This is a genomic window from Dokdonia ponticola (assembly GCF_042653865.1).
Lineage (GTDB): Bacteria > Bacteroidota > Bacteroidia > Flavobacteriales > Flavobacteriaceae > Dokdonia > Dokdonia ponticola.
In genome coordinates this window covers 1-25,022 of the sequence record NZ_JBHSFV010000004.1, presented here as the reverse complement: position 1 = coordinate 25,022, position 25,022 = coordinate 1, and the positions used below count along the sequence as shown (strand labels likewise).

Sequence of the window (25,022 nt, the reverse complement as noted above, 5' to 3'; positions counted from 1 at the left end):
GAAGACAAAGCTATTTTAGAATGGTGCTTAGGATTAGCACAGATGTAACAAAGCCTGTCACATATGTAACAGGCTAGTAAAAATGGGGTGTTAGCCCCTATGAAGAAAAGTTATTTATGATTTTTTTGCGTAGTCAGAAGGGGAGACTCCGTATTGTTCTTTAAAGCATTTTGTGAAATAAGAATGGTTATTAAATCCAACAGCATATCCTACTTGTGATACATTAATCTCTGATTTTTTAAGAAGTTGTGCAGCCAATTTCAGACGCTGACTTCGTATAAACTCTGTTGAGGAAAGTCCTGTAAGTGCTTTTAGTTTTCTGTGTAATTGCATCCTGCTCATGCCTAATGCTTTTGCAAAAGATTCGGTGGTGAAATCAGATTCTATGATTTGTGTGTCTACGACTTCTTTGAGATTGTCAAGAAAACGCTCGTCTACGCTATTTACCGCCATATCCTTAGGAATCAGAATGACTTCTTGACTAAAACGCTCTTGTAGTTTTTTGCGCGTATCAAGTAAATTATGGACTGTTGTTTTAAGGATTTCGGTGTTAAACGGTTTTGAGATATAAGCGTCAGCTCCGTTTTCTAGGCCTAGGAGTTGGTTTTCGTCTCCTGCTTTTGCGGTGAGCATTACAATAGGAATATGTGAAGTGGCTTCGGTGGTCTTGCAATTTCGCGTAAGCGTAATCCCATCATCTTTTGGCATCATGAGATCTGTAATAATCAGATCGGGAACTACCGAAGAGGCGATGTCAAAGCCTTCGGCACCATCTTGTGCCATATATATGGTGTATGTGTCCTCAAATAGCGAACTCACATAGGTTCTCAGATCGGCGTTGTCGTCTATAATGAGTAGGATAGGTTGGGTGTCTTTTGAGAATATATCAATTTCTTCTATTGTGATTTCATCTTGTATGGAGGTGGTTTCCGCTCCTGCCTGCCGGCGAGGCAGGTTCGCGAAAGCGGTCTCAGAGATTACTCCCTTTGCTTTTTCAGTTTCAGAAAATGCTGCTTCAGTAACAGGTACAGTCATTGTAAATGTTGTCCAAGGATCTTTACTATGTGCCTGGATCGTTCCTTTGTGTAATACAACTAATTCTTTTGAAAGTGCCAGACCGATGCCTGTCCCAGCGGTTTGCTCATCGATACGTTCAAAACGGTTAAAGATGGTTTGAAGTGCTTCTTGGGACAGTGGAGCCCCTGAATTTTTAATGCTAAGCTGTAATTTTTGATCTTGTATCGTTCCTGTGATTTCTATCGCTTCTCCGTTAGGACTGAACTTTATCGCGTTGCTGATGAGATTTGTGACTATTTTTTCTACCGCATCGGCATCAAAATAATAGGTATTCTCAGGAACATCAATGTTGACTGTATAGGTTTGGTTGTTCTCTTGTGCAAGATAGTTAAAAGAACTGGCGAGTGATTTTAAGAAAACACCTAAGTCTCCTTGTTGTACTTTGAGTTTGAAATGACCTGTTTCTAGTTTTGATAGGTCCAGTAATTGATCTACAAGCGTGAGTAAACGTTTGGTATTACGTTGCGCAATGGTTAAGTTTTTCTTTTCTGAAGGCTCTATATCTGTTTTCTGAAGTTGCTGCTCTACGGGTCCAGCGATGAGTGCTAATGGGGTTCTAAATTCATGAGAGATATTTTCAAAAAAGCTTGACTTCATGGAGTCTAACTCACGTAATTTATCGTTTGTTTTTTTACGGTTTCTAAATCCTAAAAAGAGGAAGATTCCTGCGATAGAAGTCAATCCAATGCCTCCTAATAAAAGATTGCGTTGGTTTTTCTTTTGAGCTTCTACAGCCTGGTTTTGCGCTTGTAGTAGTGCAATTTCTTGTTCTTTTTTCTCGGTTTGGTATTTGGTGTCTAATTCAAAAACACTTTTTTCATTTTGCTTTATTTGAAAAATAGCATTGATGCTATCTACTTCTTTGAATAACTGTAGTGCTTTTTGATAATCTTTTGTTTTTTCAAATAAACTCGCGTAAGATTTCAAAGTGTTTAATTGATTTCTATGAGCATTCAAGGAATTAAAAATATCTAAAGCTTGTTTGAAATGGTAGGCTGAGCTATCTACATTGTTTATTTTTAGATAATTATCGCCTATGTATTTATGGCTTAGCCCTGAATTTAGGGTATCTCCTGCATTCTTAAAAGCTACTAAAGATCTATCTAAATGTTGTATGGCTTTTCTATATTGATTTAGTCCATAATAGGCTCGCCCCAATAGGTAGTTAGATTCCCCTTCTCTATGCTTCATTTTAAGCTCTTTGTAATAGGTGTTTGTCTCAGATAAAATATCAATTGCTTTCTGATAATCTCCTTGTTCAACTTTTAAATACCCGAAATTTTGCTTTACAGAGTATAATCCTTCTTTATTTTCATCTTTTTTGTAATTAAGTTCTGTTTTTTTTAGATACTCTTCGGCTTTCTCAAAGTCTTCTACTTGTATAAAAACAATGGAAAGGTTGTTGTATAGTTTTGCCTGATATGCATGAAAATTTGGGCCTTTTTTTACTGAGTTTAAAGAATCAGCTTTGTTGTAATTAGTGATTGCTAAACTATAATAGCTTTGGTCATCATTAATGAGTCCCTTCATAAAATAACCGTCTATAAGTGCATCAGATAGTTCACTTTGTGCTTCTCCTTTAGTGATGAGTTGATTTGCATATTTCTCAGCATTTGGATAGTCATTTACGCTAAAATATATTGCTGAAAGTAGCGTAAGGGCTTTGTTGCTAGTGTAGTTATCACCGGCCTCAAAAGAAGTTTTAACTGCTGATTCAAAAAATGGAATTGCTTTTGCAAAATTGCCATTATAATAATGATAACGACCTTCCCAATACATCGCAATACCAAGACATTTATCACAAGATTCTTTTTTATGTAAATCTTTCACCTTTTCAATACTTAGAAGCATGTGATCTAGGTTTGTTGAAGATTCTATATTTATAATCTCTGCATATGCTTCTAATTTTGTATCAATATCATTCGTATTTGCTATAATGCTATGTAATGAGTCAATTTTTTTTTGAGTTTGACCATGAACAGACTTAGAACAAATTATAATGACAAACAATAAGAATATTATTCGCATAGCGAGATAGGATTAGTGAGTGTTATAAATGTACGCAATTATATAAATACTAATATCCTACTAGTATCACATATGTAACATATATGTGTTACATGGTAGCATTTGAAGTAAGTTTATGAAGTTTTATCCCTTTTTTAGAACTATGCTGCTATTTACCTGCATGATTTGCTTGGGTTTTTTAGTAGCTCATATTCTTTTTTCAGAGATTGATACAGTGCTAATTAATCTGATAAATCAGAATGCTATTGGCATCCCCTTGTGTTACAAATCCAAGATTCTTATTGCGTTCTAAATAATCAAAATATGCTGGTCCAATTCCGTAGACAGGGAAGTTGTCTATGGGCTCTCCTTTTTCATTAAAACACAAGACTTGACTTGTCTCTGTATTGGTCAGTGTAATTAACACTTTTTTGCCTACTTTAAAAATTTCTGGTGTTGTATAAGCTCCATAGTCTAGTGCGATCTCTTTGTTATTGATGATGAGCTTATTTTCTAGAAGCGAAGCAGTTGTATTTCCGTTTGTATGTACAATCGTATTTGTGACGATATCACTCTGTGTTCGTGTTAATGTACCACCTGTGGTAATGTTTATTTTACCACCATTAATATCATAGGTAGTAAAGGTGTTTTTTTCTTTAAAGATGGGAGTGTCTCCAAAATCTATGCGTTCCTTAACATCAACTCTAGATTTTCCAGTACGGCTCAAGATGTGAAGCTTACCACTGTTTTCTGCAATGATAATATAATCTTTGTTGTTTATTTGTAGATGCTTAGGAGGATAGATGATATCATTTTCTGTTTTTGAAAAACCGAAGCCATTTACAATTTTGGCATCTTTGTCAAACATTTGCACTTGCTTCCCTTGTGTAATGATAAAACGATACTTACGATTGTTTTCATAATCAAAAACGGCTAATGGTTGGGTGATGTTCTCCTTAAAACTTACCGAAAAAGGGGCTACTTCATTGCCATTTCGATCTAAAATATACCAAGTTTTTGGTGTTACAAAAGCAAGTTGGAGCCTGCCATTCCGATACAGGTCTACTTGTTGTACTTTCCCTAAAATAGGACCATCCAATTCTTTTTGCCATAATAATTTTCCGCTGTTGCTAATTAAATGTAATATGTTTCCCTCGTCTTGTAAAAGTATATCGGATCCTTTGGTGCGATGATTTTTCACCAACTGGGGCGCTCGAGAAATAGACGTCTCAAGTTTTGTACTTGCTATTTGTGTAATCGCACCATCTTTCTGAATATTTTCATTTTTATTGATGACGATGGTAAGATGCATAAAATTGGAATCTTGAATAAGTTGTAATGCAGCAAATGGATAATCAGTGACGTTTATTTTTTTGAATGCAGCGGCTTCTTTTTCAGAAACCAGCTCTTGGTATTTGATCTTTTCAGTGTTGGTAATTCTGAGAAGGCTAGAAGCATCGCTTAGTTGTGATTTTGTGTTTTTATAGACGGTAGAGGCTGTAAGCGTTGCATTATTTTGATAGTTTGCAATAATAGTTTCCAAATGTTCTTGCGTGTCTGCAAATACATAAAAATTATCTAGAGCACAGTATAATTGTACTGATGGCGCATCTAGGATAAGTTCATAGGTTTTTGTAAATACTGTCTGGTCTTTAAAACGATATACAGGAATCTGTCGGTAACTCGTTTCTTCTTCTTTATAAGAGGCGAGTGCTTCTTCTGTAACCATAGCATCTGTGGTATGCCCTACAATCACAGTTCCTCCATCTAATTGGATGGTCCCTACTTCGTCAAAAGAGCGTACAATGTCTTCTCCTTTAATGATGAATTTTGAAGGATCTATTTTATGTAATTCAGCCAAATTATTTTTGTACGTACTCCAGTTGTCATAAGAGATAGCCGTCATGCTTTGCGCAGTGATAGGTGTTATTTGGTCAATAGTGTTATTGACAGGTTTGGTGTCTTTAAATAAGAGTAGACGCTGTTCTGTAGAATCTTTAACAAGGGTGACACCACTGATTTTAATGTCGTTTTGAGACATGTCTACATCGCCTAATGACCATGAAAATGCTCTTTGCAAAGGATGATCTTTTGCATTGGGATATAGGGTTGTCCAAACATCATCCATCTCACTTCCTTTTACTAAAATACTAGCCGTAGCATTACTAGTAGCATTGTAGGCTGTGATAAAATCGGTGTCATTTGTGATACCGTTATCCTTTCGTTCTCTGAGTGTATTTTCCAAAAGTAACTCAGAGGTGCTGGCCATAAAAACGCCATCGAGTTCTAGGGTGTAAAACGTAGCCTCTTGCGATGTTATTTTTATGATAGAAGGGGAGGCGTTTCCGAGCTTTGTTTGCGTAGTTTTGGTGCTGTCTAGGGTAAAAACTTCGGGAGTTGCTTTTGTGAGGATGCTTACATCATAGGTGTTGTTGCCTATTTGTGTATAGCAGATCAGGGTTTCGTTTTTTGATTTCAAGTCTTTTAAAAGAGGTGTCGTACTTGTTAAAAAATCCTGATATCGAGTTTTGGTGAATGCCTGGATAAGGTCATTATTTTTTATAGCAGATTGTAACCCTTTGATGTTTTTGGTTTTGACAACAATACTCGCTTTACGAGGGATGTATTTTGTAAGTGGTGATGTTACAGTGCTTTGTTCTTGTTCACACGCAACAAAACATAAGACGATGAGAATTAAAAAAAAACGTTTCATACTAAAGGATCCCTTTCTTCAAATGTAAGGACTTGTCTAGAGGAAATCACTATTTAGGTTCAGGAGTTATCTACGAGGTTTTTAACAAGGGTATTATTAAAATCCAATTCATATTGTTCGGGGAGGAGTCTAAAGCTTTTACGGTGGTATTTTGTGATGCCGTACTTTCGGATCGCTTCTCGATGTTCTTTGGTAGGGTATCCCTTATTTTTTTTCCAGTTGTACATAGGATACTCTTTATGGATACGTTCCATAAAGCGATCTCTTTCTGTTTTTGCGAGGATAGAAGCTGCTGCAATAGGTAAATATTTTCCGTCGCCTTTGATCACACAGGTGTGCGTAATATCTGGATAAGGTTTAAATCTGTTTCCGTCTACAAGGATATGTTGTAGGGTACGCTTTCGCGAAAGCGTAGCTGTCATCACATCAATACTGCGGTGCATTCCTAGAATAGAAGCGTTTAAAATGTTGATTTTATCGATCTCGTCCATCATGACATGAACCACCCCGAAGCTGATGGCTTCTTGTTCAATGATAGGTTTTAGGACTTCTCGCTTACGCTCAGAAAGTTGTTTTGAGTCTGTAAGCACATCATTTTTAAAGTCGTCAGGAAGTATGACAGCAGCAGCAGTTACAGGGCCAGCAAGGCACCCGCGGCCTGCTTCGTCTGTACCACACTCTATGAGATTAGTATGAAATTTAAGCTTTAACATCGTTTTAGAGTTGTAAAATACGGGATTACGCGTAAAAAAATTAACTTTGGCTCTTCAAAATTATATATGAAGACATTTGTTGTTTTGTTATTTATACTTCTGAGTTCGTCTATGTATGCGCAATTTCCTGCGCTCGGAAGGCAAAATGTAGGCACTAGAACAGGAGGGACTCAAGGAAATATAAGTAATAATAAGGTGGCAGATTTTGTAAGACCTCCCATAAAAGATTATAAAATTATATCTATTCAAAATGATACAATTACCGTAGATACTTCTCTTACCATTGCTAAAGATTATAAGTTTAATTATTTGCGTAGGGATCGGTATGGATTATTGCCTTTTGCCAATACAGGACAAACACATAATACGTTAGTGTATGATTTTGATAAGCAATCTACACTCCCTAATAGTGTGGCGCAGTCAAGGCATTTTAACTATATGGAGATAGAAGATATTAAGTATTACTATTTGCCTACGCCTGTAACGGAATTGTATTTTAGAAGTGCTTTTGAACAAGGGCAACAGCTAGATGCTTTTTTTACGATGAATACCTCACCGAGGCTTAATTTTTCAATAGCTTATAAAGGATTGCGTAGTTTAGGTAAATATCAACATGCCTTAACGAGCACAGGGAATTTTAGACTAGCAGGTACTTATAGAACGAAGGATGATAGATATCAGATCAATGCGCACTGGGTCGCTCAGGATTTACTGAATCAAGAAAATGGCGGGTTGCAAGATATCGCGATTGAACAGTTTACGAGTAATGATGATCAGTTTAATGATAGATCGAGATTGCAGGTGAATTTTGAGGATGCCGAAAATATCCTTGATGGTACTCGCGTGTATGTCAATCATCACTATAAGTTGCTAGCTAAAAAAGATAGTATTTCTGATTATTCTCTTAAGATTGGCCATGTATTTAATAGTGAGGATAAGTTTTATGAGTATAGGCAAACAACGGCTTCTGATCTTTTTGGAGATGCTTTTCAACAGGCTAACTTTAGAGACAGAACGGATAATGAAGAGACGTATAATGAGTTGTATGCGGTATTTACAGATAAAGACTTAGGCGAGCTTACCTTCCAAACCAATGCGACGTATTATAATTATGGATATAACTCGATTCTTATACAAGATGTCGATGGAGATGGGATACAAGAACGGATTCCGAATCGACTACAAGGAACAATTATAGCGGCAGGAGGGAAGTATAAAAATACGATAGGAAAGATTGCAGTAGAAGGAGCTGCACAGGTGAATATTACGGGAGATTTTGATGGATTCAACATCTACGGAAAAGCATCTTATGATATCACTCCAGACAACGTGTTTTCTGCAAGTATTCTAAGTAATTCTAGTCCGGCAGGATACAATCATTTGTTGTATCAAAGTAATTATCTGAATTACAATTGGCATAATGCACCTATATACGAAAATGTGAAAACAAACACACTTTCGGCACGATTAGAAGCAAAGAAATGGGTGAATCTTGATGCTTCAGCGAGTACGATTTCTAACTACACGTATTTTGGCGTATCCCCTGTTGATTCCCTTGTTAATTCGTTTCAAGCGAGTGAAACTATTAATCATCTCAAGATTACGGCCAACAAGGAAATTACGTATGGTAAATTTGGGCTAGATGCTACGGTTACGTTTCAAAATGTAAGTGGACAAGAAGGGGCTCTTAATACGCCAGATATTCTTACGAGAGGGAGTTTGTACTTTACAGACCGAGTGTTTAAGAATGCATTGTTTTTACAAACAGGAGTTACCGTTCAATATTTTACAGCCTATAATTTGAATGCATACGACCCTGTCCTTGCGGAGTTTTATGTGCAAAATAATCAAGAGATAGGAGGTTTTCCTTTGATTGACTTTTTTGTGAATATGAAAGTGCGTCAAACACGTATATTTTTTAAAGCAGAACACTTAAATAGTGCTTTTACAGGAAATGATTTTTTTAGTGCACCAGGGTATCCGTATCGTGATTTTAATGTGCGATTTGGGATTGTTTGGAATTTCTTTTTGTAGCGATATCTAGAGGTTTTTAAGGCTTTTATTAGGAAACGTTCTTTATGGAAACACCGTTACAATTTATATATGAATTTTGAGTTTATAGTCTTATGGTTTTAGATTACGATTTAGCAGATAATACGATTGCCTATGTGTTTGACGGACCCATGGATGAAAAAACGATCAATGCTTTGCGTGATCAAATAGAGCGTAAGTTAGAGATTCATGATCGTATTAATGTGTATCTAGAGGATAGAGGTGTCGCCTACTTTACGTTATACTCTGTGATGGTGGGAATTATTTTCCCGTTACAGCATCACAAACGATTTCATAAAGTGGCCATGGTAACAGATCGATCATGGATTCATTTGTTATCGGCTATTAATAATCAGTTTGTTAGTGGTGATATTCGTAATTATACTTCTGATCGAAGGATAGAAGCCATGCAATGGGTTTCTCAAGTTAATTCTAATTTGTATATTACAACTGTTAAATTACCCCTAAATCACATGTTAGCAGATTTTAGTTTTGCAGATAATACTGTAGGATACCTCATAGAGGGTACTATGGATAAGGATGCCATTTTAGAGCTTCGCTCTCAGATTTTAGAGAAGTTCAAAGTTCATGATAAGATCAACTTATATCTAGAAGATAGTAATATTGAACATTTCTCATTAAGTGCCGCGACCATAGGAGCTCTTTTCCCATTAGAATATTCCAAACGTTTTCATAAAATAGCCTTAGTAACTGATCGTAAATGGATTCATGCGCTAGCTGCAATTGACAATATCTTAATAGGAGCTACTTTAAAATACTTTCCTACAAAAGATCGGTTGTCTGCCATCTCTTGGATTGCTAATGTAAGTAACTGATTTTTAGCAGTAATTTCTTTTTTTATTTATAGGGTAAAACATACTTTTTACAATAAAAATAAATTTCTGTAAAAATCACTTGTAACTCAAAAAATGTTTGTATATTTGCCGTCCAATAACACAGTACTGATGGCCTAATCAAGAAACGTGTTATTTGGATCATATATCGCGGGATAGAGCAGTAGGCAGCTCGTCGGGCTCATAACCCGAAGGTCACAGGTTCGAGTCCTGTTCCCGCTACTAGTAACAACCTCCTGATAATCAAGAGGTTGTTTTTGTTTATGCTCGTTTTTAAATAATTTTGAAGAGAGAATTTCGGTATAACGTAGGGTTTAACGTAGGGTTTTAACGTAGGGTTTTTATACTCTTTTTAAGAAATTAGACTTGGGTTTTCGGTTTATGCTGTTTAGATGGGTAGTAAGCGTTGACTTTATTTGTCTGATTTTAGTTTAATTCTTTTCATTTCCGTGTCGTATTCGTAATTCACAATATTTTCATTCAAAATCAATTGGATTGTTTCCTCAATCACGGTACTATCTCCATGATCATTTTACAATAATGTATCCCATTTGTGGGATTTATCACAAAATGAGATAGTTGTAAATAGTCTTTGAAAACTAGATTTTAAATTAGAAGCAAAGCTGTTTTATCAGCTTTGCTTCTAATATTTTTACAACTTGATTAATTTTAGAAGCATACTTTACAGGTGTTTTTCTCTATGTTAGAAGATTGATTTAATCTTTTGATAAGATCTACTTCTTAGGTAATAATTTCATTAACCTCGCTGTATAGGTATTTATTGTCAGACTCTTGTTTCCATCGTGAAATATTACAGCTTGGAATCAGAGCTATTTGTTCTTCAGTGAGTATGTGTTGTAAAAGTCTGTGGCGAGTAATATGTTTAATCGATGTATCGTAGGAAACTCTTTTCATTGTTTAGCGTTTGAAAAAAAAACTATGATAATTTAGAATTATACAAAGACCATACTTTGAGTAATTTCCCTTGTAAGGGGTGCTTTATTTTAAAAGTATCATAGAGATAGCAGGGCAAGAGGATAATGTATTCTTAATCTGATGAGAAGGTCATTGTAATGATATATGGAAATATTCCAAGTATTTTTAATTATTCCTTAGTATATAAATTTTAATTCAATTAATTTTGTAGTTTACCATATACTCCTAAATGTTGATGGAAATATCTCAAAAATTAGATAAAGGCTTTCAGGTTCTTGGTTTTGACAAGGAGAAAAATGATTGTCTTTTTTTATGTCAAGATATAAATTCAATAGATGATTTAGAATTAAGAATCCATTTAGAAAAAGCAATTCGTTTCAAAGCTGATGCGGTCTTTTTTAGAAAAGAACTTGATAGATTTAAGCCTCAAATTTATTTGTTTGATTTTACAAATGAACTCTTCAACCAAAATAATTTAACAGATATTCAAAAGAAAGTATGGAGTAATGGTACTGTGCCAATAGTTTGTGCTTTTTATGATGCAGAAATTAAAATCCTTGATTGTACGCAGCATATAAAAAAAGATAATACGCCAGTCTATCTTGCAAGCCTAGGAATTGTTGCAATAGCACATCAGTTATATAATGAACAGTTTGCTATAAAAATTAAGACTGGTGCGTTTTGGGAAGAATTAGAAAATAAAAATAAATTTAAGTTTAATTCATCTGCTTATGATATTTTAATAGAATGGATTAAGGAAATTATTAGACAAAGTTCTAATTCTAAAGATGCTTTTCGGAATAGAATTGTCAAGAAAGTCATTATCCAATCGATAATGATTAAATATTTGGAAGAAAGAAAAGACGAAAACAGTAACAGCCCATTTAACAAGAAATATGTTAAAAAATATGATAATGCCAAAGACTTTGTTGAAGTCTTAGAGAAAAATAAATTGGTAAACTTATTAGAAGATTTACAAAGAGATTTAAATGGAAATTTATTTGAATGGTCTGAAGAGGAAAAAGAAGTTATAAAATTAATTGATTTATCTTCTCTTTCAGAAGCATTAAAAGCATACAAAAAGCCTGAAGAAATAAACAATCATATCTTCGAATTAATTAGGTTTTATGAGTTCAGCTTTATACCAGTTGAGTTAATAAGTAGAATTTATGAAGAATTTTTAGCAGGTGATGATGATGAGGATTTAAATCAAAAAAAGAAAAAAAGAAAAGAAGGTATTTTTTATACACCATCTCATCTTGCCCAACTTTTGGTTGATGAATCAATGCCTTTAAAAAAATATAATGAAATAGACTTATCGACATATAAAATTTTAGATCCAGCTTGTGGCTCAGGGATTTTTCTTGTATTGGCTTTTAAAAGATTAATACAATGGTGGAGATTGCAAAATAATTTGGATAATCCAAATCCAAAAGCTTTAAAAAATTTAATCTCTTTAATTTATGGGGTTGATAAAGAACAACAAGCTACAAAATTAACAGCATTCAGTTTATGTCTTGCTCTTTGTGATGCTTTAAACCCTAGGCAGATAATTTCTGATTTGAAATTTATTGATTTAACAGAAAATAATGTTTTACATTCTGATTTTTTTATTGATGAACTGATTCCTCCCTCAGAAAATGGCGAAGAATTGTTGAATGAATATGATAAACAGAAAGAGAATTTTCAAAAAATTAATAATATTAAATTTTCTCTGATAATTGGAAATCCGCCATTTAGTAGGAGTGGAAGTATAAAGAATTCAATAAAAACATTTTGGGAATTTAATTTTACTCAAGCTAAAATAAAAATTCCTTCAAAACAAATAGCATTGAAATTTCTTCTTAATTCAATTTCTTTATTGGAAAAAGATGGATTGTTATGTTTGATTCAAAAATCTGCAAATTTATTATACAATCCGACATCAAAAGCTTTTAAAAAAGCATTTTTTCAAGACTATAATGTTCGACAAATATTTGATTTTACCCACATATATGAGAAGGGTCTCTTATGGGATAATGGAGCAAGAGTAGCCACAGCCGCTATATTTATTCAAAATTCAAATATTTCTAATCAAAAAAATATTTTACATTTAATTGTAAGGCCAACAACTCAAGTAAAAAACAGAATCAGTTTTGAAGTCGACGATTATGATTTTAATTATATCAATAGACAAGAAGCTATTGATAACCCTTATGTTTGGAAAATAAATTTATTAGGAGGAGGGAGATTGAATCAAATTATCAAGAAAATGTTAGATGTACAAAATTTAGATAAATTTTGTACATCTAACATTGATATTTTAAAAGTAGGGGAAGGTGCAGGAGGAGGAAAAACTCTTTCAAATGCTTCATTTGACAATTTAAAGATTGATTATGATGTTATTGATAGTTATTATTTAGAAAGCTATAACAAACTGAAGGATAAAGATGTATATGAAGTTCCTAATCTTCTTTTAAAAGAAGATGTTCGATTACCTTTGGCAATAAACAATAAAAAAATCCCTTTTTCAAATGAAATTGTAGGATTTAGTTCAAAGGATGCTCAATTGCTGAAAAAAATATCAAGTTACTTAATAGAGAATAACGAAATTTTACAATGTTTTCTTTTATCTACAAGCGGTAAACTTTTTATTAATAAAGATACTGTTATTACAAAAGGGGATATTATGAACCTACCTTTTAAAAATGATATTATCAATTCATTTTCTGACATAGAGAAGGTTATAATAAAAGAAACTGTTAGTTATTATAAAGATTTTTTAAGTAGAAGGAACAACTCCATTGTTCTAGAAAAAATTTCTTCTAAAAGCTTTAAAAAAACTTTATTAAATTTTGGAGAACAATACATAAATGTGCTTAATCTTTTATACTCTGACAATGAAAAGCGATTTAGAATAGATGAAGTTATTGAGATTTATGGAGGAGCCTACATTGCTTCAATTTTTAAGTATGATGATTTAAAAGAAAAAGTTAAGTGGGGCGAAACAGGATATATTAATCTACATTCAATGATGACCTTTGATATATCAAAATATCTTAGTTCAAAACGAATTATTCGTTTATACCATATAAAGGATACTATCGTCATTATTAAACCTAATCAATATAGATATTGGTTGTCACTTTCGGCTTATCGTGATGCAGATAAGTCAATTATTGACCTTTCTAAAATGGGATATTAATATGATTGTAGATAACAGTAATAATAGTGTTGATAATTCCACAAATCATAGTTTTCCAAGAAATAGATTACTTAAAAAAGTTGTCGAATCTATTAAATCTACACCAACAAGTTTTAAAAAAGCTTTAGATAAAGAAGATAAGTCTACTTTTAATGAAGATGAACTAACTATGTTATTTGCAAATCAAAATCAGGTGCATATTACTAAAATAGGTATTCCAGTTCGTGTTGGTGAACAATACAGAGATATTTATCATAAAACAAAAGGTATCCCAGACTTACATTATTCTATGCTTGAAGAAGGAGCGAATCACGAGCCTGTTTTTATTATGGAAGCTAAAAGGCTTCCTTCTCCTTCAGCAAGTCGAGAAAAAGAATATGTTATAGGTAAAACGCCTTCGGGTAATCCTAACGGTGGAATAGAACGTTTTAAACTACAGAAGCACGGAAAAGGACTTAAGGATTGTGGAATTTTAGGTTATGTCGAAAAAGATTCTTTTGATGATTGGTTAAAGAGAGTAAATACTTGGATATTAGATCTAATGCCAGAATGGTCTGAACAAGAAAAGTTGAAATCAATAACATTAGGGGATAAGCAGATTTATATAGAATCGATAGTAATTAGACAGAGTTCTAATCTTAAATTGCATCATTTTTGGATTGATATATCTTAGGAGGGATTAACCTAAATTCTTCCCTCATTAGTGAAACTATAGTAATCGTATTCAGTCTAGATACATAGTGGATTACTCTGCTATCTCCATGATCATTTTACAATAATGTGTCCCATTTATGGGATTCATCACAAAATGAGATAGTTGTAAATAGTCTTTGAAAACTAGATTTTAATGTTTTTAAAACTTGATTGATTTTAGAAAGGGTCTGTAAATTAAACTCTGTCTGTTGTTTCAATTCCTCTGGGGCTAGCCCCAGAGGAATTGGTATTTAAAATCAGCGGTATCCGCTCCCCAAATTTAATATAAAGTTGTTGAATAGTTAGACTCCAATTGTGCAAAGGGCTAGTCCATTTCTTTTCAATGTTTTTTGTAGCCAAGTAGACTAGTTTGAGAAGAGCCATATCGTTTGTAAATGCTCCTTTGGTCTTGGTCACTTTACGCACCTGACGGTGGAACCCTTCTACTGCATTTGTAGTGTATATAATCTTTCTAATAGGTTCTGTATACTGAAAGTACTGTGATAGTTGCTCCCAGTTGCGCTGCCAACTTTCAATCACAACAGGGTATTTGTCGCCCCACTTCTGCTCTAAATCAATCAAAGCATCCTCTGCGACTTCTTTACTAGTAGCACGATAAACAAGTTTAAGATCTCGCATAAACTCTTTTTGATCTTTAGAAGCGATATATTTGAGAGAGTTTCGTATTTGATGTACGATGCAGAGCTGTACTTGTGCTTTCGGGAATACGCTCAATATCGCATCAGTAAAGCCTTTAAGGTTGTCTGTACAGGCAATCAGGATGTCCTCTAGTCCACGATTATTCAAGTCGGTTAAGACTTGTAGCCAAAAATTAGCTCCTTCGCTCTCGGATATGTACATGCCTAATATTTCCTTACGCCCTTCCTTATTGATCCCTAAAATATTGTATAGTGCCTTATGGGTTATTCTACCATCTACTTTTACCTTATAGTGCATCGCATCGAGCCATACGATACAATAGAGTGGTTCCAATGGGCGATTTTGCCACGCTTTTACATCGGGTATAATTTTATCTGTTATCTGGCTCAAAACAGTATGAGAGATATTAGTATCGTACATTTCTTCGATATGTGAAGAGATATCGCGATAACTCATCCCTAAACCATAGAGTCCAATGATCTTATCTGACAAATTATCTGCTAGAATAGTTTGACGCTTTTTGACCAATTCAGGCGCAAAGTTACTTTGTCTGTCTTGAGGTGTTTCTATATCGAAAGTGCCAAAACCACTTTTAATCGTCTTTTTACCTTTACCATTGCGTTTATTGCCATTGCCTCGTTGTTGTTGGTCAAGATGACTTTCCATCTCGGCCTCTAGAGCCTTTTCAATAACATTCTTAAGCATTGGAGCGAATGCACCTTCTTTGCCGAAAAGGTTCTTGCCTGACATGAATTGATCAAGTACCTTTTTCTCGAATTCTGTTTGTTGTTTTGTTTTCATGATTCTGTCTGAATAAAATTAATAATTAAAATTTATTTCAGACAGAGTTTAATTTACACCCTCTTTAGAAACATAATTTACAGCTGTTTTTCTTTTTCTGAATTAATCTTAGTTGTTTTTAATCTTTGAAATTGTGAGTATATCTGGAAATATTTCTAGAATTTCAGGATTTAAAAAGCTTAAATTTCCTTTGTGCATTCGCAATAACTCTTTTGTCAACATAGTTTTTGTCAATAACTTCATTCGAGGAGTGAGAGGTTAAGTTTCCTGTTTCCGATCCCATCGCTAATTTCATATAACTAATATACGTTTTTCGCAGGTGTTTAAATTGAATGCTTTTACCTGTTTCTAGTAATTTATAGAAATGAGAAAATCCTTTGGACATCTGTTCTATAAGAACATTGGGGCTTGTTTCCCTATTCATATTTAATAGATATTCTTTGGTGTTTTTTTTCTCTTCAAATCCTAAACGATTTAACAAGTCTAATAAATCAACTGTAATTGGAATAATTTTAGGAGGCACATCATCATTAAATCCTATGCCTTTACCTCGTTCTACTTTTAGATTAGGAACTTCCAAATAACTAGGTTCATTTTCTACATATTTTATCATATCCCATGTAAGGATGATGATTTCTTCCCTTCTCCCTCCTGTTTGGAGTCCTAATTCGATAGCAGATTTTAACCAAGGCTTATATCTATTCCTCTTTGTTTTTTTGTCTTTACCTTCATAAGAAATTCCATTTTCGGGTGTAATAGCTTTTAATAATGCCTTGTATTCCCCAATAGTAATAGAATCATTGCGTTTATTGACGGTTCTATTTCTTGCTTTAGAAAATGGATTAGTCATGTTAAGCTCAAATTCAGTAATTGCCCAAGCAAAGAAGCTTCTAAGGACTCCTATTTTATTGTTATAGGTTTTATTAGCATATTGCTTTTCATTCAAAAGATAGCTGTGAAAATAACCTACGTGATCATCATTTATTTGAAGCATTCGTATGAGGGTTTTCTTTATCCCTTTTTTCTTTAATGCATCATTAAACTGTGTTAGCGATTTGAATACTTCTTTGATGTGCTTTTGAGTACGTTCTTTTTTAAGATGATCCGCAACATCAATATTCTCTAAAAAAAGAATGTACGCAGATTGAGCGGATGCTAAATACACTTGATTGCGAGGTTGTTTTTTAGGAGTTAAAGATACATTCACATCAATTATTTTTTCTTTCACTTCTTTTTCAAAAGCAATAGCCTCTACTACGGCATCAGTATAGGTCTCTGCCTTTAGTGTTCTGCTAATAGTTCCTTTTACGGTTCCTGGAATGTGAACTCTGGCTTTAAAAACGTGTTTCTCTTTTGATTTACAAGTAGTATAGCTATAACCAGAAATACCACAACTAGCGTGTTTATATTTTGTTTTACCATCAACTTTAATAGCTTGTTCTGTCCAAGTAAAATACTTTTTACAATCATTATTAGGACAATAGATCATTAGCCCTTTGTGCTTGTTTGTTCTAATGGGTAATTTTTTTTTATTTGTCATAGCCCTATCCTTTTAAAAGTTGTGCTGCAAGGCTTGACTTTTGTTCTACATCTTTTATTAGGATGGATTCATATCGCTTAGTAGGCACAAACTCATCATCTAATAGTAACAAATACCCTAAACGATCATTATCCTGATAACAGGTATAAAGCTCTTCCCATTTCTCAGGATATTTTAGTTTTAGCTCTTTGACAAGTGATTTGTCAATTTCCATGTCGACCATAAATCGATGGACTACTTTTTTACCCGCAATATGTTGGATTGGGATATGATGATCGCTTAACCATTTTGCGATGGTTCGCTGATCTGTAATTGGAAGAATGTTTCTTAACTCTTTTAACTCATAGAATTTATTACTTTCCATACGAACTGAATTATAATACTGTGCAGGTTTTCAGTATATGGATGAATACTTTGGGAATAAAGATTCCCTCTCAATAGATAGACTATTTTAAATGATATCATATCACTTAAATAGTGTACTTACCAAAGCTAAGAAACCTTTGTGTACGATCATGCGCTAATTCTGCTACACTAAAGAGATACTACTAAGTTAGTAGGACTTCATGCAGTTACATAGTAAAGAGATACTATAATTTTTTACTTAGATTTAACTTTCTTATTTTCAGATAAGTTACGATTCTGTTCCATTAAATTCATCATTTGCTCATAGAGCTTAATGGTAAGTCCAAGTGCATTGTAGTTGTTTTTGTTAATGATGCGTAAATGGTCATCTGACACACTATAATTGGCTTGGTTTTTAGTAGTAGATTCTTGTAATACTTCAGGGAAGTAGTTAATCTCAAAATTATCGTAGAATATATAATTCATATCGATTTTAAAATGTTTAGCAAGGTTCAAGAGCGCATCCATAGGAACTCGTTTACGCATACCTGTTTTTAATTTAGAGAAAATCGTTCTATCCGTTGGGTAAATCAGATTAGATATTCCAATGTTTGTCTTAGGTTCTACTTTCAAAAGTCTATTGGTTTCTTTAATTTCTTCTATAACCTCTAAAAATTTGATAGTTTCTGGATAAAGGGTTGGTTGTGGCGCTTGCATAAAAAAATTGGTTGTTTAGTTATACTGTTGGTTATGTGAATATAAGGTATTAAAATTAGTATAGTAATAAGTCACTACGACTTCATCACAAATTCACAACTACTTTGCTAGTACTTCATAGCGACTTTACAAAGGTAATCAGTAAAGAGTCAATTCTAAGTCAATTGCGTTCAAAATTAGTTTTTGAAAATCTTATTTTGTTACTTTATAATCAAATAATATACTATTTAACGTTAATTAATTGTTATATACAATGAATATGGCAAACTATTTGAGTCATTTTAGAAAAAACAAATTGCACCACTTTATGAAAAACCCTTTTGCACATGAATCAGAAAAGAATCTCAGAAATTGTAGAGACCATGTTTGGTCTCTACAGCAATCCCGTTGAAGTATTACAAAAGGCTACTGGATCGGCTCGATCAACGATCTCGAAGTTCTTTAACAACAAGAGAATTAAACCCTATACTAGAAATGCTCTATATAGGTCTTGTGTAGCTTTAGTTGCTAAGAAGCTTGAAGAACAAGAAGAGCTAGACAAGAAATTTGATACCCTTGTCAAACGATATAAAAATCGTTAAAACTATCATATTCTAGCATTCGCACCACACCTGCTAGAATATCTCCTAACCTTATTTACATTCAACAACCACAACTAAATAGGAATAAGTAATTCACTTATACTATGGGTTTTTATGACTTTACTTTCATTAATTGATATGATCAATTTTTATAAATATGTAATGCTTTAAAGCCCTTAATAATGGGGCTAAGCTCATTTTAGAATCTCCTTACATAGGAAAAAGTGCTAAAACAGGAGACATGATGGATTGGTGCGCAGGTTTTAAGCCAGCCATCACAATCCTGTAGCACTTTTTAAAGATATACAGATTGTTTTTGTGAGTTAGTAGTTCCTTTCGGCGAAAATCATAAATATCTATATGAGTATTAAGTAAAGGCGACTATTCAGAACTCTTAAAACCTTTTTTATTTCTGTGAATTAATTTAAGGGAAGGATTAATTATTTCATTAAAAAAACAAGTATGACAATTTTTAAAAAGAGTATTTCTAACAAGCTCAAAAATCTTCTTTTGGATTCTTTATCCGAAGAAGATCGTATTGCCCAACATTTCACAAAGTATGCTAATTCCCTAGTAAGAACCTCTCATCATAATGAGGCTATCTCACTACAAATTCTTCAAACGGGCGAAGAACTATCAATCAAGCTATTTCAAGGGAATAAACCTATTAAAATAATTCCATTAGACGAAGTTGCTTTATTCTTTACAGATGGATTTACTGCTAGCCTTATTGGAAAATCTATTGTTGAAGAAAAGTTAAAAAATTACTTTAGGACTTTTGAAGATCCTTCGCCGTTAAAATCAATAGGAGTCCGAATGGTAATTTTAAAAAAAGAAAATGTAAAAATATACACGATTGGTATGCAAAATACGAGTGAAGTATTGCTTAGTGAATTTATCACATTTTTTAAATCTTAATATCATGCCAATACGCAAAAGATGGGCAATTTCAATCGATTCATACTCTAAGATGATTGTTTGGTTTTCCGATAGCAATATCAAAACTTTCTACTCGTTAGATTGAGGAAGTAGCCATTCACGTTCTAAAGACAGAGCAATAGGATTACAAAGGTTTCAGAATAAGATTACCCAGTATATCCCCCATGCTAAAAAGATTAAAATCTATGATTTAGCTAGTAATACTTTGATTGCACATTATGAGTCAGGTCAAATGTTCTTGACATTACACTAATAATCATCTATAGCCTGTATGCAAACTATTATTGAGTTCTATAAACATTTAAAAACTGTAACTCCTTTTGTAAAACGATATCCAAATTATGATCCTCACGATGGTAAAGTTCACATATTATATGTAAGTCCTAGATTACACTCACAAGGTTATTATAGTAGCATACTGCCTGCTTTAGAACTCAATAAAACAACAACACATAGAGCGATACTCAATAGCATTGAATTAGATCATGTAAGTTCAGATTTCTTTGAGTATGTGAATATATTAGATGTGCGGTTATTAAAATGGGCGCACTATATTGTATTTCCAACGATTCTAACAGATATTACATACACACTACAAATTATACGTTTGTTATATCCTCATCTGCAAATTGTCATGAATTTAGACGGGAATTATCACAAGACTCCCTCTTGGCATAGTAACTATAAGAAGATTAACAAGGCTATAAAAGACCAATTAATTACTAATGTAAATTTACTTGATATCTGTATTTGTCAAAATGAACTGTTGGTTGAACAATATCGTTCAGCCATAAAGTTCTATTTTAACGATGTAAAATGTCATCTGACAAGTATGCCCACTCTTATCTCCAGAATAAGTTTTGAAAATCTAAAACCTATCAATAAGGATGAATTAAATTCTGTAACTATTGGTGTATTTAATCCTTCAAAGACCTTCATGGCATTATTGCCAACACTTCTAAAAAAACTAAGTCAAAAGGGATATGAAATATCTTTTATTATTTTTGACTATAAAGGAGATCAAAAACCCTACAGTCTTGAGTCGAATATGTTTTTTTTCAAAAGAGGAAACTTTCTTGACTACTTTGAACGACTTTTAAAGTTACAACTTCGCATCGCTCTTTTTAATATTTCTGAATACTCAAAGTATGATCCAACCCATTACTATTTGGAAGTATCTGCTTTGGGGATTCCCTCTATTGCTTGTAAGAATCACCCTGTGGCAGCTATCATAGAAAAACAAGAAGCGGGGCTTTTAGTTTTGGAGGATTCTGATTGGGAATCACATATAATAACTTTATTAGAAAACAAAAGCTTTAGAAAGCGACTGGTCTCACATACTATCAAAATGATTTGGAGCGATCATAGTTATACGCGAAAGAATCTAACAAAAATCACTTCCATATTTAGCTAGACTTATAAAAACACTTCTTAGCTTTATTGTCCTTTTAAACAAATTTAGGCTCAAATTTGATATACATAAAAGGTGATATTTGATGAAAAATTGAATATCGTTTCATTAGCTAAAATATCTAGCTTATGTCAAAAGCAGGCTTTGCAATTCTCTTTTATATTTGACGATTCTTGGAGAATTCTGAGCCGAATAAATAATTACTTCTGCCTCCTCTTGATAATCTAATTTCTTACATGCCACATACGTGTTATTTGTTGCAGAATCAAATTCACTTTGTTCAACCACAAATACATTTTTTGCGTTTAGTTTCTCACACACAAAAAGTGGAACGATAAAATCTGTTATTACCTCTGGAAGTATTTTTCTTTTATTCACGATATTATTTTCAGGCATCGAAAGTAATGAATTTTCACAAGCCAATTCCTATAACTATGTATCCTAAAGATTATCTTTTTCTCTGAACAAAACAGCTCTATTGATAGAAAAAGAGGATTTTACTGAGCAAGTTTTCGCAAGCTAATTTCTATAACTATATATCCCAAAGAGTATCTTTTTTTCTGAACAGAACAGCTCTATTGATAGAGAAAGAGGATTTTACTGAGCAAATTTTCACACCCCAATTTCTATAACTATATATTCTAAAGAGTATCTTTTTTTCTGAACAAAACAGCTCTATTGATAGAGAAAGAGGATTTTACTGAGCAAATTTTCACAAGCCAATTTCTATAACTATGTATCCTAGAGATTATCTTTTTTTCTGAACAAAACAGCTCTATGGATAGAAAAAGAGGATTTTTGCTGAGCAAGTTTTCGTAAGCTAATTTCTATAACTATGTATCCTAAAGACTATCTTTTTCTGGAGTAAACACCTTCATTAATAAAAAGGAGTTTTTCAGGGCAGTACTTTTATTAACTTTTTTCACTTGAAATAGAATAACTCTCCTCTACTGAAAACATACTGTTTTTAGACTATTTACCTTTTTTTGTCACCCCTTCCATTTTTCAAATTACTCGTATTCAATTATTTATCGGGCTAAAAAATACCTCTTTTGTCACTTTACCAAAGTCGCGCCAAGGAATCCTTGCATAGCGAGAGTACTTTGGCTCAAAAGAAATACGGTTTGAAATTCAAGATTCAATACAATAAAGAAAAAAGCATAGGACTTCACTTTGAAAGTGAAATTTCTGAAAATCTATTGGATTATCTAAAGGAGTTGGGTTTTAGAGATTACAAATACGCTCCCTTAAAACTATTTGCTAAAGACCGCCCTTCTTATCATCAATTTATAAAGGACTTTCAAAATGCGATACAGAATGATTTACCATGGGATACGATTGTGATTCATCCTTCCTACGAGCCTTCAAAAGATCACATTACAAATGATAAGTTTAGCAAAGTGCAACTCCTATTCAAGGATGCTACTAAAAAAAAGGAAGAATACGTGGTATTTGAGCCATTAGTACCGCTAGCCACAAAAATTGCAGAACAATTTAGTGAAATCCACTTTAAAGAGGAATTAAGAAAAATTAATATATATCCTAAAAATTATAAGGCAGATAGCAGAGATCTATTTTACAATGGTCGCATTATACTTAGTGCGGATTCTTATAAAACTGATCCGATAGCTATAAAAGAAACTGCTGTTGAAACGCTCAAAGAACCTATTGAAGAAAACGTAGTAATAATCACTCAAACAAAAGAAGAAAATCCTCAACCTACCCAAAAAAAACCAAATCAAGAAACCGAAAAACAATTCATAAATAAGGCTAAAGAAAAAAAACAAACCCTTTGGGAGTATACTATCCCCATAGCTAAAAAAATAAAATACAGTGCTAAAATTTCAATAGCGCAATTAGAAAACAAGAAGTATAGTTATGGGCTGAGTTATCAAAAAAACTTCGGGAATTTCTCTGGCTATTCAGGATCGCCAAGTATCTATGATCCGCAATTTCCAACTCATAAAAAGGCATTAAAAGCAGGTTTTGTATCTCTTATAAAACAAGTGGAAACAGAAATAGAAAATGGCGATGCTATTTTAAATAATGATTCCCTTCATAAAAAACGAATGAAAGCTGTAGGCATTAGTATTCGAGCTTTCGCGAAAGAAAAAGGTATTGAACTTTCTCAAACAACAATTAATCCTAAAACTCAAAAAACACCTTTAAAAAAAGAGGTTTCTAATGAAAAACAAGTCATTACTGAAACAAAGCCTATTAAAATTATCTCTCAATTAGACAGAGAATACGCTCAGAAAAAACAGGAAGATGGATATGGAGTCGTCCAGCGGGTTATTCAAAAATTACACCTAGCCCTAGACGGGTTGCAAGATGATAAGGAATTAGCACAGAGACTAATTGAAGCGTTACTAGATGCGAGTGAATCTGACAACTTACAACAAGAGGTAGAACTTGCGGTTGATCAGTTTAGAAAGCACTACAAAGAGTCAATTTCTGATACGATCACATTTCAGGTTTTGATTTTAATAGAGTTTTTCGGACTTGCCACACTAAAAGATGAAGATACCCCTGCAATTCATACAAAAACAATTCAAGAAGAAACCCTAGAGAATATGATGGTTCCAGAGGGCATTGGCGAACATTTTGCTTATGGGGCGATTAATTTTTCTATGCGTGATCTTATCAAAAGAGATTATCCCTATTTAAGATCTATTTCAGATAACAATTTAGAAACGGCTAACGCTACTTCACTATTTGAACTCATGCAATTTGCTCATCCCACGGATTATGGAATTGCTGTGAGTCGTGGGGAATTACTTCGCCATTTTGAAAAGCAAGGAGAAGTTATTTTTAAAGAATTGGAATTCCCTACCGCTCTTACTTATCCGTATATCAATATTTATACCCATCATAGAGCGGTGCGCCCTCTTGGAGAGATTATATCTAGCACTACTGATAAAAAGCAGTGGTGGCACGCTGTAGAAGGGTACCGTCCTGTAAAAGATGTAGGGTTTACCCTGAGCTTGATAGATGAGTTAATCACCAATGAACAAGAAGCTCAAAAATCCCTTATCAATCCTAAGACGGGCAAACCCAAAGGAGCATCAAAAGAAGCCTATCAAAATATCGATTGGACAATCATGCTTTTAAAGCAATCAAGAAATCATGTTGTTCAGTATATAGAAAGCCTATCAAGTCCTAACCCTTCAGAACAGAGAGAACCCCAAAAGGAGGACACTACCTATTTAGATCAAATCGTGGCGATTATGCACACGCATTATCACAATGGGGAACGCCTTTCTAAAAAGAAAGTAGAGGCTTTATTAGCTACTACGGGGGCGCCTACTTTAGGAATGCTATGGGAAGCGGTGGAACTCTCTTGGCTTTTATGGTATCGTCAATTATACCTTCAAATTTCGCCTTTTGAAGAAAGTTTAAAAGCCATGATTCGATTTTGGACGGATGTACAACCTACGTATGCGTATTCGGATAGTAGTAAAGAAAAGTACAAGCAGTATTCTACCCCTTGTCTTATTGGAGCCATGCTAGCCGAGTACACGGGTATGAGAAATGCCGAAGCTGTTTTTGAGCCAAGTGCAGGTAATGGACTATTACTTGTCGGTGCTAAACCCCACAAAACCATTACTAATGAGATTGATACCTCGCGATTGGCTTCGCTTAAATTTCAGCGGTTTTCAGAGGTACACGCCCTAAACGCCTCAAAGCCTTTTCCGCAGAAGTGGAAACATTATTTTGATGTGATGGTCACGAATCCACCCTTTGCAAAATGGGAAGATGACCGTTTTGATAAAAAGCGAATCGTAAATAAGTATTTCAA

General features: G+C 33.6%; 15 protein-coding genes, 1 tRNA gene and 1 pseudogene. 9 read left to right on the top strand and 8 right to left on the bottom strand.

What is annotated here, in order from left to right; genetic code table 11:
* Nucleotides 1-114: 114 nt before the first annotated feature.
* From ACFO3O_RS08105 to ACFO3O_RS08095, 3 genes are all read right to left on the bottom strand, one after another.
* Nucleotides 115-3,105, bottom strand: a complete 2,991-nt coding sequence (locus ACFO3O_RS08105) for a hybrid sensor histidine kinase/response regulator transcription factor (protein ID WP_379978095.1) — start codon at nt 3,103-3,105, stop codon at nt 115-117.
* 217 nt (nt 3,106-3,322) lie between these two features.
* A complete protein-coding gene (locus ACFO3O_RS08100) occupies nt 3,323-5,797 on the bottom strand; it encodes a hypothetical protein (protein WP_379978094.1) in 2,475 nt (824 codons plus the stop codon).
* 59 nt (nt 5,798-5,856) lie between these two features.
* On the bottom strand, nt 5,857-6,510 hold the full coding sequence (locus ACFO3O_RS08095; RefSeq protein WP_379978093.1) for a ribonuclease HII: 654 nt from the start codon (nt 6,508-6,510) through the stop codon (nt 5,857-5,859).
* A gap of 66 nt (nt 6,511-6,576) precedes the next feature.
* On the opposite strand from ACFO3O_RS08095, the gene ACFO3O_RS08090 reads away from it, so the two are divergent.
* From ACFO3O_RS08090 to ACFO3O_RS08070, 5 genes are all read left to right on the top strand, one after another.
* Nucleotides 6,577-8,544, top strand: a complete 1,968-nt coding sequence (locus ACFO3O_RS08090; RefSeq protein WP_379978092.1) for a putative porin — start codon at nt 6,577-6,579, stop codon at nt 8,542-8,544.
* 92 nt (nt 8,545-8,636) lie between these two features.
* Nucleotides 8,637-9,398 carry a SpoIIAA family protein gene (locus ACFO3O_RS08085; protein WP_379978091.1) on the top strand — a complete coding sequence of 254 codons (762 nt, stop codon included), beginning with the start codon at nt 8,637-8,639 and terminating at the stop codon, nt 9,396-9,398.
* Between the two features lie 167 nt (nt 9,399-9,565).
* Nucleotides 9,566-9,638, top strand: a tRNA-Met gene (locus ACFO3O_RS08080).
* Nucleotides 9,639-10,587: 949 nt separating this feature from the next.
* Nucleotides 10,588-13,536 carry an HsdM family class I SAM-dependent methyltransferase gene (locus ACFO3O_RS08075; RefSeq protein ID WP_379978090.1) on the top strand — a complete coding sequence of 983 codons (2,949 nt, stop codon included), beginning with the start codon at nt 10,588-10,590 and terminating at the stop codon, nt 13,534-13,536.
* A 1-nt stretch (nt 13,537) separates the two neighbouring features.
* Nucleotides 13,538-14,209, top strand: coding sequence for a hypothetical protein (locus tag ACFO3O_RS08070; RefSeq protein WP_379978089.1), 672 nt, complete (start codon nt 13,538-13,540; stop codon nt 14,207-14,209).
* A gap of 215 nt (nt 14,210-14,424) precedes the next feature.
* Here the strand turns inward: ACFO3O_RS08070 and ACFO3O_RS08065 are convergent, their stop codons facing one another.
* The 4 genes from ACFO3O_RS08065 to ACFO3O_RS08050 all read right to left on the bottom strand — a co-directional run bounded on the left by ACFO3O_RS08065 (nt 14,425) and on the right by ACFO3O_RS08050 (nt 18,292).
* The gene (locus ACFO3O_RS08065; protein ID WP_379978088.1) at nt 14,425-15,690 is read right to left on the bottom strand and encodes an IS256 family transposase; all 1,266 of its coding nucleotides are present in this window, start codon (nt 15,688-15,690) and stop codon (nt 14,425-14,427) included.
* 163 nt (nt 15,691-15,853) lie between these two features.
* A complete protein-coding gene (locus tag ACFO3O_RS08060; protein ID WP_379978087.1) occupies nt 15,854-17,230 on the bottom strand; it encodes a tyrosine-type recombinase/integrase in 1,377 nt (458 codons plus the stop codon).
* Nucleotides 17,231-17,234: 4 nt separating this feature from the next.
* On the bottom strand, nt 17,235-17,594 hold the full coding sequence (locus ACFO3O_RS08055; protein WP_379978086.1) for a hypothetical protein: 360 nt from the start codon (nt 17,592-17,594) through the stop codon (nt 17,235-17,237).
* Between the two features lie 236 nt (nt 17,595-17,830).
* Nucleotides 17,831-18,292 (bottom strand): hypothetical protein, encoded by a 462-nt coding sequence (locus ACFO3O_RS08050; protein WP_379978085.1) that lies wholly within the window; start codon nt 18,290-18,292, stop codon nt 17,831-17,833.
* 326 nt (nt 18,293-18,618) lie between these two features.
* Between ACFO3O_RS08050 and ACFO3O_RS08045 the strand changes: the two genes are divergently transcribed.
* The 3 genes from ACFO3O_RS08045 (at nt 18,619) to ACFO3O_RS08035 (ending at nt 21,226) form a co-directional block, all read left to right on the top strand.
* Complete coding sequence (locus tag ACFO3O_RS08045; protein ID WP_299210790.1) at nt 18,619-18,873, top strand: hypothetical protein; 255 nt, start codon at nt 18,619-18,621, stop codon at nt 18,871-18,873.
* Between the two features lie 462 nt (nt 18,874-19,335).
* Nucleotides 19,336-19,791, top strand: a complete 456-nt coding sequence (locus ACFO3O_RS08040; protein ID WP_379978084.1) for a hypothetical protein — start codon at nt 19,336-19,338, stop codon at nt 19,789-19,791.
* A gap of 292 nt (nt 19,792-20,083) precedes the next feature.
* Entirely contained in the window at nt 20,084-21,226 is a 1,143-nt protein-coding gene (locus ACFO3O_RS08035; protein WP_379978083.1) for a glycosyltransferase, read from the top strand.
* 123 nt (nt 21,227-21,349) lie between these two features.
* On the opposite strand, the gene ACFO3O_RS08030 is transcribed toward ACFO3O_RS08035, so the two are convergent.
* Nucleotides 21,350-21,619, bottom strand: coding sequence for a hypothetical protein (locus tag ACFO3O_RS08030; RefSeq protein WP_379978082.1), 270 nt, complete (start codon nt 21,617-21,619; stop codon nt 21,350-21,352).
* Nucleotides 21,620-22,347: 728 nt separating this feature from the next.
* Here ACFO3O_RS08030 and ACFO3O_RS08025 point away from each other — a divergent pair.
* A pseudogene (locus ACFO3O_RS08025) lies at nt 22,348-25,022 on the top strand (hypothetical protein); the annotation flags it as partial.